8 protein-coding genes and 1 tRNA gene are annotated in these 13,234 nt (G+C 47.3%); 2 read left to right on the top strand and 7 right to left on the bottom strand.

What is annotated here, in order from left to right; genetic code table 11:
• Positions 1-227 precede the first annotated feature (227 nt).
• The 3 genes from bioD to JGK14_RS00230 form a co-directional block, all read right to left on the bottom strand.
• The gene (gene bioD, locus JGK14_RS00240; RefSeq protein ID WP_325314562.1) at positions 228-935 is read right to left on the bottom strand and encodes a dethiobiotin synthase; all 708 of its coding nucleotides are present in this window, start codon (positions 933-935) and stop codon (positions 228-230) included.
• Positions 936-992: 57 nt separating this feature from the next.
• The gene (locus JGK14_RS00235; protein WP_293323579.1) at positions 993-2,675 is read right to left on the bottom strand and encodes a serine/threonine-protein kinase; all 1,683 of its coding nucleotides are present in this window, start codon (positions 2,673-2,675) and stop codon (positions 993-995) included.
• A gap of 375 nt (positions 2,676-3,050) precedes the next feature.
• Positions 3,051-3,509 (bottom strand): GatB/YqeY domain-containing protein, encoded by a 459-nt coding sequence (locus JGK14_RS00230; protein ID WP_293175804.1) that lies wholly within the window; start codon positions 3,507-3,509, stop codon positions 3,051-3,053.
• Positions 3,510-4,038: 529 nt separating this feature from the next.
• On the opposite strand from JGK14_RS00230, the gene JGK14_RS00225 reads away from it, so the two are divergent.
• A complete protein-coding gene (locus JGK14_RS00225) occupies positions 4,039-5,031 on the top strand; it encodes a ribose-phosphate pyrophosphokinase (RefSeq protein WP_293175802.1) in 993 nt (330 codons plus the stop codon).
• A 438-nt stretch (positions 5,032-5,469) separates the two neighbouring features.
• On the top strand, positions 5,470-6,726 hold the full coding sequence (locus tag JGK14_RS00220; RefSeq protein ID WP_293242719.1) for a DUF3747 domain-containing protein: 1,257 nt from the start codon (positions 5,470-5,472) through the stop codon (positions 6,724-6,726).
• Positions 6,727-6,972: 246 nt separating this feature from the next.
• On the opposite strand, the gene JGK14_RS00215 is transcribed toward JGK14_RS00220, so the two are convergent.
• From JGK14_RS00215 to JGK14_RS00200, 4 genes are all read right to left on the bottom strand, one after another.
• Entirely contained in the window at positions 6,973-7,308 is a 336-nt protein-coding gene (locus JGK14_RS00215; RefSeq protein WP_293175798.1) for a XisI protein, read from the bottom strand.
• A gap of 195 nt (positions 7,309-7,503) precedes the next feature.
• Positions 7,504-8,439 carry a hypothetical protein gene (locus JGK14_RS00210; protein ID WP_293242716.1) on the bottom strand — a complete coding sequence of 312 codons (936 nt, stop codon included), beginning with the start codon at positions 8,437-8,439 and terminating at the stop codon, positions 7,504-7,506.
• Positions 8,417-12,745 (bottom strand): AAA domain-containing protein, encoded by a 4,329-nt coding sequence (locus JGK14_RS00205; protein WP_325314561.1) that lies wholly within the window; start codon positions 12,743-12,745, stop codon positions 8,417-8,419. The genes JGK14_RS00210 and JGK14_RS00205 overlap by 23 nt, the downstream gene beginning before the upstream one ends.
• Before the next feature lie 229 nt (positions 12,746-12,974).
• Positions 12,975-13,047 (bottom strand) — tRNA-His (locus JGK14_RS00200).
• Positions 13,048-13,234 lie beyond the last annotated feature (187 nt).

Here is a 13,234-nt window from a genome sequence, read left to right as displayed (position 1 = left end):
GTTAGTTGTTATTTGTTAGTTGTTTACTCGTTTTACTCTTTACCTGGGAACCAGTTAAATAATTTGTAAAACTCTCTTTTCCTTCTCTGCGCTCTCTGCGCTCTCTGCGGTTAAAATAAAATCTTGCGCTCTCTGCGGTTAAAATAAAATCTAAGATGTTTTACCACAGAGGGCGCAGAGTACACAGAGAAAGAGAAGATTGAGCAACAGAGGTGTTGAGAATGGGGTTATTTAGCAGTCTGAGGAAGCAAATTAACTCCATGTAACAACCGCTCTAAATCTAATTCTGATGCTGATGCCGCTAATTTTTTCAGGTCATTTGGATCGTCTAAATGTGGCAAAGTACCCAACACTGGAATTTGAGTCAGAGACTGGATTAAATCGATCGGCGCAAAATCGGCAATTTCTTGTTCGGAACAAGCTTGAGGGCAATTAAGGACAATGCCTCTAAGCTGAAAGCCCGTGTGTCTGGCGAGGGCAACATTCGCTACAGCTTGCCCGATCGCACCTAACCTCACAGGTACCACCAAAACGCCCCTCAGCCGCCAATCTCGGGCAATATCCGCCACCGTCAGTTCCCGCGTTACAGGGGAACCCAGCCCTCCCAAAGCCTCCACCAGCACAAAATTCTTGCGCTCAGTGAGGCTTTGCAGCGCCGTCCAGACCTTTTCGAGTTCGATCGCTCTCCCCTCGCGTTCGGCAGAAATCGGTGGTGCTAGAGGCGCGCTAAAGTGCAGCGGATTGAGTTCTTCGGGGGATTGGTCGAGGCTAAATAAACGGGTGTAGAGTTCTCGATCGCCCGTGCCGGTTTGCAACAGCTTCATAATTCCCAAACTGCGATCGGGAAAATACATTTGCCAATAAGCAGCCAGAGCACTGGTCAAAACAGTTTTGCCCGCGTCAGTATCAGTTCCAGCAATCAGCAGCGAGTTCATTGGCAAAAGCTAGTAAGTAATTGGCTTCAACTTAAGTCTAGAGGAATTTTGCCAGAACTAGGGTGAAGGCGCAGGAGTCGGTGCGGGTTCCGGTGAAGGCGCAGGAGTCGGTGCGGGTTCCGGCGCAGGAGTTGGTGACGGCGCAGGAGTTGGTGACGGCGCAGGAGTTGGTGACGGCGCAGGAGTTGGTGACGGCGCAGGAGTTGGTGCAGGAGTTGGTGCGGGAGTCGGTTTGGGTGCGGGAGTCGGTGCGGGAGTCGGTTTGGGTGCGGGAGTCGGCGCGGGTGTCGGTTTCGGCGCGGGAGTTGGCGCGGGTGTCGGTTTCGGCGCGGGAGTTGGCGCAGGTGTCGGTTCAGGTGTTGGCGTGGGTTCTGGCGCTGGCGTTGGTTCAGGTGGTAGCGATGGTGTGATTTCCGGCGAAGGTTCTGGGGTGATTTCCGGCGAAGGTTCTGGTGTGATTTCCGGCGAAGGTTCTGGAGTTGGGCTTGGCGAAGGTTCTGGAGTTGGGCTTGGTAAAGGTTCCGGGGTTGGAGTTGGCAAAGGTTCCGGGGTTGGAAGCGGAGTTAGTCTCGGCGTCGGAGTTATGACTGATGGCGCTGTCGGAGTGGCTGTGGGCTTCGGTTTGCTGTTGAGAAATGAGCCTACTAATGCCCAGGAACCGAAGCCTGTCAAGATGACTAAGCCTGTTAGCAGTCCGATCGCAGCAACCGGATTATCCCACAAAGAGCCACCAGCAGGCTCAATTAGCGGATCTGGCTGGTTTTGCGGGCCGGGACTTAGGGGCACCACCGGCTCGGATTCGAGTGGTCTCCCCACGGCTACCGTTGCGATTAGCGAAGGATTTGACTGGACGACTGCTGATGCTGGTGGTGCAGTTGGCGCGTTAGATTGAGGGTTAGAATTAGTTTGGGTGTCGAGTGCTTGAGCGACTTCGCTGACAGATTGATATCGATCGCCCGGAGAGCGATTTAACATCCGATTCAGCACCACAGCCAAACCAGCGCTCACCTGTACTTGCTGCTGCCAATTCCACTGTAGCGTTGTTTGATCCAGCAATTCCTGCGGTTCTTTGCCCGTCAGCAGGACGATCGCCGTTACAGCTAAAGCATACAGGTCACTGCTGGCCGTTGCGCGCCCGCTTTGCAATTGTTCCATCGGCGCGTAGCCAATTTTACCCACAGTTGTCGCGTGGGCTGTTCCTTCGGGAGACTGAACTTTGGTAGCGAGTTCTTTCACCACTCCAAAGTCAATCAGTACCGGCAACTTATCGTTTTCACGGAGGATGATATTTTCTGGCGAGATGTCGCGGTGGATGATACCACGGGCGTGAATATGAGCCAGTACCGGCAGCATTTGTCGGATAAAGACTAAAACTTCGGCTTCGCTGAAGGTGCCGCCTGTGTTAGTTCGATCGAGCAACAGTTCGCGGTAAGTCATCCCTTCCACGTAATCCTGCACTAAAAACAAACGTTGATTCTCTTCAAATATTGCCCGAAACTGGGGAATTTGCGGGTGGGCAATTTGGTAAAGTATTGCCGCCTCTCTTTGAAACAATTCCTTCGATTTTTCCAAAACGTAAGGCCCGCTTTGCATTGGAATCAACTCTTTCAGGGCGCAGCGTTCTTTAAACCGCCCCTCGTCTTCTACTAAATAAGTCCGGCCAAATCCCCCTTGACCTAAAATATTCACCAAGCGGTAGCGGTTTTGTAGGAGAGTTCCAATAGAAATAGGTGGCTGCATAAGTTTAAGTAGAAATTGTTAAAAAATAGACGATCGCTGGCAGACTTAGAATGTTAAATCTTTAATGCTCAAGATCGTACTTCACTGTCTGTAGTTCCCAGTCCCGATGAAAGTTAGCATTTTACTTCTTTTTGAGCAACTTTGAGAAATTAGGCGCAAGCGGGCGATCGAAAATCAGGGGTTCCCCCGGAGGGGTTTGCCCCATAGTTGCGGTTTTTTTGGGCGATCGCAAAGGCGAAAAATTAGCAGGCTGCTACATTCTTCCTAATGACCGCTGACTGTTGACTGTTGACTGTTGACTGCTGACTGCTGACTGCTGACTGTTGACTGCTGACTAATGACTTCTACCAACTGTCAACTGTCCACTGTCAACTGTCAACTGTTAAGCTTTGCTTTTACCATCTCTTGAATTCTGTTACCGTCTGCTTTGCCTTTAAGCTGCTGCATAGCCTTGCCCATCACCTTGCCCATATCTTTGGCAGAAGTAGCGCCCACCGAAGCAATCACCTCGTCAACCACTTGACTCACCTCTTCATCAGACATCTGCGCCGGCAAATACTCTTCCAGAATTGCCAACTCCGCCTCCTCTTGTGCCACTAAGTCCTCGCGGCCACCTTTGCGGTATTGGTCGATCGAATCCCGGCGCTGTTTTGCTATCTGCATCAAAATTTCCAATTCTTGAGCTTCTGTCAGCGTCTCTTGCCCCGAGGGACGGAGGCTGACTTCTTTTTCCAGAATAACTTTCTTGATGCCACGAACAGTTTCCAAGCGAACTTTGTCCTTGGACTTCATCGCTGCTTTGATTTCTGCGTCAATCCGTTCTCTTAAGCTCATCGATTTTTACCTTGCTTTGCTATATCAAAAATCAGGAGTATGCTTCCGATTCTTAACTTTTTTTACAGTATTTTGCAAGTTTATTGCCTGTTGGTGGCATTTTTATCACCTTGAAGCCGGTGGCTTTCGGCCTTTGACCGAATTTTGAGCGGCTGCACTTCAAGTCTGGGCCCCAAATAGACTGTCGGCACAATTTTGAGACGCACAGACAGAAGTCAATACGGTTCACTGATAGTCCACGGGGAAAAAGAATGTGACAAACAGACGCGCTCGTTTGCGTCGCGAGGACAGCAATGACAAACAAACCTTAAGTGAACCGTATTGAGACAGAAGTGCGATCGCGCTTCTGCCTGCACACAGCCAGCCATAAACCCTGTTTATCCGACATATTTGTGCAACTTCTATTCAGTTCGCCTAAGTTAACACTTGCGGCCGCCCCGAAAGTTAAATCTCTCCAAATATTGGCTGAACATTTCTAATTTCCGATGGTAAGATGGCGGTTAAATAAACGTCTTGCAAGAGGCCTGCTGTGATCCGTTCTGCTACTTTACCGCTTCCGTTTCCCGAGCCGCCGGTTTCCGCTCACGACCGTCTGCGGCTGTTCTCCGGTTCTGCTAATGTTCCCCTCGCCCAAGAGGTGGCTCGCTATTTGGGGATCGATTTGGGGCCGATGGTTCGCAAGCGGTTCGCTGATGGGGAACTCTACGTTCAAATTCAAGAATCGATTCGGGGTTGCGATGTTTACTTGATTCAGCCTACTTGCTGTCCGGTGAACGATCGACTCATGGAATTATTAATTATGATCGATGCTTGTCGCCGCGCTTCAGCAAGACAAGTTACTGCTGTGATTCCTTACTACGGCTATGCTAGAGCCGATCGCAAAACAGCCGGCAGAGAGTCAATTACTGCAAAGCTGGTAGCTAATTTGATTACTGAAGCTGGAGCAAATCGCATTTTAGGGATGGATTTGCACTCAGCTCAGATTCAAGGTTATTTTGACATTCCTTTCGATCATGTTTACGGTTCGCCAGTGCTGTTGGATTATCTCGCGAGCAAGAAGTTGACAGATATTGTCGTCGTTTCGCCGGATGTGGGCGGAGTCGCCAGGGCGAGATCTTTTGCGAAAAAGCTTGGCGATGCTCCCCTAGCAATTATTGACAAGCGCCGCCAAGCTCACAACGTCGCTGAAGTGATGAACGTCATCGGGGATGTCAAAGGCAAAACTGCCGTGTTGGTGGACGACATGATCGATACTGCGGGGACGATTACCGAAGGCGCGAGATTGTTGCGCCGCCAGGGTGCGAGACAGGTATATGCTTGTGCTACTCATGCGGTTTTTTCACCTCCGGCGATCGAGCGTTTGTCTAGCGGAGTTTTGGAAGAGGTAATTGTTACAAATACAATTCCCGTACCTGAAGAGAACCGATTCAAGCAGTTGACGGTGCTTTCGGTAGCGAATTTGCTGGGCGAAACTATTTGGCGGATTCACGAAGATAGTTCTGTTAGCAGTATGTTCCGCTAGCTAGAGAAAGCACGTTTTCAATATTTGTTTTAGGGTGCGTTACAGGCTTGTTAACGCACCGTTTTTTTGTATATTGCGCTCTTTCTCATAATTAATATCATTTCCGCAGGCATCCGAATAATAATATGTTTCCTATAGTGCGAGCGTCCCCGCTCGCGATCGTAACACCGCATTAACGATCGCATTGCAGTATCATATCAAATCCGGTAGCATCGTCCTGTATTAATCTCTCTATTCTCTCTCTGTGCCCTCTGCGCCCTCTGCGGTTAAATCATTCCGATGCAACCGGAAACGATATCATCCGATCTAACCGGAGTCGATCGCACTTGAGATCGCTGGAACAACAAATGGTAAAATTCTATCTTGTTGTCTTAAGACCGCGACCTTTTCATCTTCTAGAGATGTCTGACCAAAATAAGGGGTAAATAGGGAAAAACTATGAAACATTCACTGGTACGAGCAGCGGCCGCACTTGTCGGTTCAGCAATTTTAACACTCGGGGCGATCGCTCCGGCGAAAGCATATACTTTTGACGAAACCGAAATTAACCAAGATCGAGTAATTGCGATCGCCCAACCGGGCGGTTTGACCGGCTACCAATTGCTTATTGTAGAACAAGTCACAGACAGACGGAAGTGCTGGAGCGAAAGCGGTTCTAATCCCGTGACAGTCGATCCGTTATTAGCTACTTTTGACTTCACCGGCATTTGCGGCCGCGCCACAGACAGCAACGGCTTTTCCATTCGCATGGCCGGCACCGATTTAGCATTAAAATACAGCCTAATATTGCAAAATGTTGATGGCAATGTGGTATTAATGGGAATTCCCAGCGATCCTAACGCTCAACCGATAATTATCGGCCGCACCAACGGCAATACTAACGGCTTTATGAAAATCACTCTCGATCCCGCTTGGCGCTTTAGTAAAAGAACTTATCAAGGGAAAGTATTAGGTCACTTTTATTTCACTAGCAGTCAAGCCGCACCGGGACAAATCGGAAATACTGGCGGAAATACTGGCGGAAATACTGGCGGAAATACCGGAGGTAATACTGGCGGAAATACCGGAGGAAATACCGGAGGCAATACTGGCTCTTCTACATTCGGAGATATTGCTAGCGATATCTACGCTTCCGAAATTAAAGAAGCTGTGGGCCTTGGGTTTGTCGCCGGCTTTGCTCAAGATAATACATTTCGGCCGCAGCTTGCCGTTACGCGAGAGCAATTGGTATCTTTAGTATTGGAATCATTGAAAGGAATCCAAGGTGCTAACATCACATTTCCTAACAATGTTTCTACTCGTCCTTATAGCGACGTTGATAGCACGCGCTGGAGTGCCGGAAAAGTGCAATTTGCGCGGGACAATAAAATAGTTAGTGGCTATCAAGATGGAACTTTTAAACCCATGCAGTCAGTGACTCGCGCTGAATTGATGGCGGTGCTGCGGAGAGCATCAGAATTTGGTTTGTCGGCGCGGGGAATGCAGCCAAATTTAGTTGGAAAAGAACCGCCTAAAACTTTTTCAGACACTCAAAATCATTGGGCTGCTGCGATTATTACTCAAATGTCTGCTTATTGTTCTGTTGCTTCCGCTGTTAACGAAGTTGGAACTCGTTTTGCTCCCGATGATTCTGCAAAGCGCAATTACGCAGCCGCGGCTACTTTGCGGATGCTGAAATGCGTTAAGGCTCAATAAACAGTTGACAGTTGACAGTTGACAGTTGACAGCGAATTGATAAGAATGGAGATTTAAACTCCGTTCTTATCACAATCTGCCTTCATGCTGGTGCTTCAAACCCCTGCTATTCGGTCAGTAGGGAAACCCTAAGTTTTTTTAGTAATCTTAAGACTGGCGCACCATAAGAATAGACTGTCAACTGCTGTGCCCTGAGCGTAGTCGAAGGGGTCAACTGTCAACTGTCAACTGTCAACTGTCAACTATTTACGCTACACCGTAGTCAGTATACGGTCGTTTGTATGGGGGTTGCAATCCCAAAACAATATCCTCTCTTGGCACTCCCATTGCAACTAATTCCTCCGCTGGATTTTGGTCGGTTAAATTTTGCTGAAGCCAGATTTTTCCATCTTTGATGTCAATGTGAATGATGCTTCGATAAATTCGGTTAAGGTGTTCCCAGCCGACATTCATCCACTGATAATGATCTCGTTCTGTGTCGCAGATAAGTTGCACTTCGACTTCATCATCGGAAACATCATCTTCGGCATAACGGGTGATTAATGTCTGAACGTATTGACGGTATTGAGCTAGTTTATCCATTGCACAATTACCTCATTTGTTGGTTAATCAGGACTAATATCAATTCGGGTTACATCGGAATTAATATTACCCAAAATCAGGAGACGGCAGTGCCGTTTCCCTACAATTAATCTGGCGTAGGGACACGGCACTGCCGTCTCCTCGCTTGTCATTCCGGCGCAGCCGGAATTGATATAAAGTCTTTTTTAGTCCCGATCATATCGTTTCCTTGCCTTTCTTCTTAGCTGCCGATTTCCGAGTTTTTGGAGTAGCAATTATTTCTGGTTCTTCCAAAATAACATCTTCTTCGGTTAATTTACACAAGTCGTTTAAGGAAAATTTTTGTTGGGATTCGAGTTCGTTTAGCAAGTTTGAGGCTGTTTCTAATATGTGCTTTCCCTGTCGGAGTTGGATGGTAGTTTTATTTTCGATCGCATCCTGCAACACAAAAACTGATACAATTTGCCAAATATCTAAATCATCACCGATGACATCGCACTGAGAGACGATTTTGCCGTTTTCGGGGACGTGAATCCCTAAGCCGGAAGCTTGGATCAGCGGCTGGATTTCTGTTATGCTTAAATCCGCAAGGTCGGTAATTTTATGTTCGAGGGATACGAAGTCTGCTAAATCTGGTAAGTTGATTGATTCTGCTGCTACAGCGTCGAATTTGAAGGTGAGAGTTTGGTTTAATGGATCGGAAATGGCGTAAATTGATTGGATTTGCGATCGACTAACTGCACCTTTATCAAAAAAATCTTCGCCTAGAGGTGCGATCGTCTTCGTTGGCGTAGCCCCCGTAAGGGCGGGATTCGCGATCGCAATTTTACCATTTTCCGCCACCTCCAAAATCTCCAAATTAACCAAATTCGTCGCCGCAGTCTTCACAAAAACCCGATCCAACCCCAACAAATCCGCCAACTCCTGCAAAGTTGGCGCAGGATCGAACTCCACACCCGCCCGCAAAATGAACTCTTCCAATACATTAAACTCGCGAGGTTCGCTAATCGTCACTTCCAGCGGAGTTTGGCGAATTGCAAAGCGGAATTCACGCGCCGCCAACACCGACAAATCAGGGTTTTGTTGCTCAATTTGTGCCGCTAGCGAACTTAAATTCGCATCAATTTGTTTAGCCGATGACGCTAGCAACATCTACAAAACCTCCGCAGTGACGCACCGTTTTTGAAACTTCCTGATACATTTTTCCGACAGTACCTGTTTGTTGCGTAAATAAATCGTGACAGCCGACAACTATTAACAATTCTTGAGCGCGAGAAAAAGCCACATTCACCCGTTCCGGTTCCTTAGCAAATCCAATATCGCCTCTAATATTATTGCACACAGTGCTGACAATAATCACAGGTCTTTCCATTCCTTGAAAGATGTCAACCGTACCTGTGCGGATACTCAAAGATGGGAATCTTTCGGCGGCGATTCTATCTTTAATTGCATTCAATTGAGCACCGTAAAAAGTAATGATTCCGATTTCCTTCGGCGGTTCACCCTCTACCATTTTAGGCCGCCAAGCGGTTTCCATCTGTTCGCACAAAAGCTCGATCGCGTCAATCTCCCTGACATTCAACCGCGAAGTACCCTGTTTCCCCTCCTCAAACCCTTGTCCCACGGGCGTTTTCACCCACAGGATGTGATTGTTTTCTTTGATGGTGTCACCTGCGAGATGGTGCGCGCGTCTCGTGTCTGCTTCCAAAATCCCGCAGTTGAGCTTTTGCTGGTAAAACTGATTGATTGCGCCCATGATTTGCGGGTGCATTCGGTACTGAGTTGTCAGCATTTTTTTAATACCGTCGTCAGCTTTTTCAAACAATATTTTGAACAGCGATTCTTTGATAAAGCTAAGTTCGTCTCCGGTACAACCGATGTCTTCGGCGATGTCGTCGATCGTACTTTGATTAAACATCGGCGGCAATTGCCTGTGATCGCCCACTAATACTAATTTTCTGCCCTTCAAGGCGGGGATTAATAACTCGGGCGGAGTGCATTTACTAACTTCGTCAATGATGACTGCATCAAAGCTGGGAAAGTTTTTGCTAAAATCAAAGCTGGCAGCTTGCACGCAGGTAATGCCGATGACGTTCGCGTTGTCAATATAAATTTGCTTTAAATCTTGACGGTCTTTTTCTGACGGATGGCGGAGTTTTTCAATCCAATCTGTGACGAAGTTTTGAGAACGATTGAGGGCAGTTTCTTCTCGTTCTAATTCCCGCTGCCAATGCTTGAATAAACGCTTGATTTTGCTTAAAAAATCTACGCTGAATAATCCGGTACTGGGAACTTCTATTTGGTATTTAGTCGGGATATTTTGCCATGCTGATTCCCACCAACTTCTCTCTACGATTAATTCTGCTGTGGGCTGCTGTTGTTGCAGTTGAGTCGTAATTTCGTTCAATTCTGTTTGAAGTGTCGCGAGTTCCTCCTGTGCAGTTGTAGCGGCAATTTGCAGTGGGGATAGTTGCTCGTCAAGAGTAGTTTTGACAACTTCCAAAATCCCGAACGGATCTAAGTCAGCCAGGGATTTTTTAAGCTGAATCACACTGGTTTTCCAACTATCAACTTGCTTGAAAAACTGCTGCGGTTGTTCCCAAATATTCGACTTTTGCGCGAGATATTGTTGGGCGAGAATCCGCAACTTGTCTGGAACCTTTGACTGTTCTACAATTGCTTGCAATTGATTCGTAACTTCGCTAATTTTTAAGTTCGCTTCTTGCTGCGCGGCTTCTACTTGAACTTGGGCGGCGGATATTTGCTGCTGGCTGACGGTTTGACCGATTTTATCTAATAACTGTTGCTGCTTAATTAGTTGTTGTTCGGTTTCGGTTTTCAGGGGAACTATGCACTGGCGGGCGTTTCCGAGAATAGTATGCAGCAATTCTTTGACTAGCCGATCGAAGGTTTCTTGAATTTGATTTTGGTGCAAGGATTGACTGTAAAATTGTTGGATGTTAGCTAAGAAAGTGTCAGCTTTTTCGAGGATAAATTTGCGCTGGCTTTGACTGACTTGGGAATAGCTGGCGAAGTCTTTGGCTAGTTGTTGCCATTGCGCCCGATCGCCCGCAGCGAGCACGATCGGCATTTGAATCAAATTTAGGTGCAAAAACTCGCTAAACCGGAACTGCTGCCCTTGAATGTCCTTAAAACCCGCGCTGGCTTCATGGGCGATCGCCTTTTGCAGTCTTTCCAAATCGGGCAAACTGACTTTACACTTCGGCGGGACGATCGGCAATTTGAGCGATCGGGCAATTTTCAAAAGTCCTGCGGGCAATTCTACCATATCATCCGTCAGCATCGCGCCCGTTTCCCAGCAAGATTGCACAACAGTATAAAGTCGGGTATCCGCCGTCTCAATCCACTCTGCAACGGCGACGACAACGGCGGCAATTTCTGCTTTTCGCAGTTCCAAATTACTGATTTTCTGTTCGAGATTGTGGCGGTGTGTCTGATTTTGCTTGTCGCCCAACTCGAGTTGATTCACAGCATCCGACAACTGGCGCGACACCCGCAACGACTCCGCAACCCCTGACATGGCGTGACAAACCTCCTGGGCGCGATCGCCCGCCGTCTCAAATTCGGATAATTGTGCTGCTACAGTTTCCCGCAACCAAACCGCAATCCCAAACGCACCGCAACTAGGGCGATCCAATCCTATTTGAATAGTATGGTTGACGCAAAGCCGCACATTTGCCATAAAGTTTTCGACTAAAACATTGCCTTCAGAATAAGGTTTTAGTTTCGGCATAAACTCGGAAACTTCTGAAGATTCCCAGTTAATCTCCGGCGCCGCCAGTAAATTTGCCAGCCCATCAACCAAAGACGCAATCTCGCTTTTAGCAGTTAAACTTAATTGATACGCTGCTGATTGCGCGGTCAACTTTTCCTCAACCTCCGCCTTCCCGTCGTGCAGGTATTTTTGTTCCTTAAAAAAAGCTCTCTCGGCGGCCGAGTAGGCATTAAATCTGTCGAAATCTGCCAGCAACCGCTGTAAAGATGTGACATTAATCTGACGCTGCGACAGTTTTTGTTCGCAATCAGTCGCCGTATTTTGCAGCCAAGTGCCGATCGCATTTTCCTCTAAAAACGGCTGGCCTTCCTCCTGTACCTTATGGGCTTTTCCCTTTCGCAAAGCCCGAATTGCCGGATTGTGAACCAACCGACTCAAAGCATTATCAACGGCTAAATTTGCCTGAGAAGCAATCAAAGTTTTCCCGCCCTGACGCGCAATTTGATAGCAAATTTCCGCAATCACCGTCGTTTTCCCGGTTCCTGGCGGCCCTTGAATCAAAATTAAATCCCGCGCCGAAAGCACCATTTCTACGGCAGCGAGTTGATCGTCGTTAGCATTGCGATTTAATAAATTTTCCCGATCCAATTTTACCAGCTTGTCGGGAATTCTCGCCTCGGAAGAGTCAAATAAAAACTCGCTTAAATAGGGATTTTGAGCGCGGCCATCCGCCAGCATCTTTAAAGCTTTCTTTTTGCGATCGATCTGACTGATATCGCCCGCCGCCTCGAAATACAAAAATCCTTGTTTGGGAAGTTGATATCTACCGCCCGCCATGCGATCGCCCAAATCAACATCCAACTTAATCCGTAACATACCACGTTCAAATTCAATTTCCGCAATGCTACCCAAAGTCTCGCCATCGCGGCTGCTTCTGCTTCCCGGCGGCGAATCAAACAAAATAATGTCTTCATTTCTGGCTTGTTTCAGCCTTTCGCGAAAGTCGCCGACTTGTAAGGGATTCTCCTCGTAGCCGTCAAGAGTTGCCGAATTGCGATCGATTTCAAAAGTAACGATTTTGAAGCCGGAACCATAGTTATGCGCGCGGAAAGGTACACAAAATTGACGCGCTTCGGCGATGCGTTTTTCGACATTTAAGAAAGTGTGCCAAACTTTTAATTGTTCGGTTGTTGGTATGTGTCTCTCGTCCCAAAATGGCATTTGTTGGACGCGGGCGATCGACTTTGCAGGAATTGGCGATCTACTTTTCGGCAAAAGTCGCAACTGTACCGCCAAAGCATAGCCATCTTTTCTACCTCTAGGAAGCGCCACCAAACCAGCATCCAGCAGTTTCAACCCGCCGATTCCGTCTTCTATCCGTACAGTTGCTAACAAGCGTAAAGTGCGATTCCCTTCGGGATAGCTTCGCTTCACGGCTTTTTGCAACAATTCCGGTAATTTAAAATCATCTCGATCCGTAGCAAGAATCAACTCCCAGATTTCCTCTTCAGAAAATCTCTCATTTACCTTTTGGCGCCGCACGTAGAAAAGACTGGGGGATTTACCGGCTATTTCCGACATCACAACTTCCGCCCGATCTCTGCATTCCCAATCGCAATATTTCGCTAAAGCCGCTTCTCCTTCAACTTGACCAATAAATTTACTAATTGTGCGATCGCCACTAAATTTATATCCCCAATCTTCTGCTACTAAAGATGGCATATTTTGATTTTAGATTTTGGATTTTAGATTTGAGATTGGATTTAAGATTAGCATATTGGAAGACTGGGCGGTTAGAAACCGCGTCTATACAGGCGAAACCCAAGGTGGTTTTACAGTCATCAGAGAATTAGGTACGTTGTTGGGATGCGAGCCCTCTTTATATATACGCCTAAAGAGGGCTGAAGCCCAACAACGTACCTTTGTTAATTCTGCACAATAAAATCAAAAGGGCGAATGATGGGAATTGAACCCACGAATGGTGGTACCACAAACCACTGCCTTAACCACTTGGCTACACTCGCCATAACGTTTTTAACTATAACATAACATCTCAGCACAAGTCTAGGGGTAAAGCAAAAAAATTTCAAAATATTTTTCAGCCTCCCTAAACCGATCGGTACGCCTCTAATCGCCGATTTAGCGGACAAGAGTGGAAAACCCATACATATAACCATCATTGCGGTGAACAGTTTTGCAGTATTTGTGACG

It is taken from the genome of Microcoleus sp. PH2017_28_MFU_U_A (genome assembly GCF_020738035.1).
Taxonomy (GTDB): domain Bacteria; phylum Cyanobacteriota; class Cyanobacteriia; order Cyanobacteriales; family Microcoleaceae; genus Microcoleus.
This window is presented reverse-complemented; position numbering and strand designations above follow the sequence as displayed.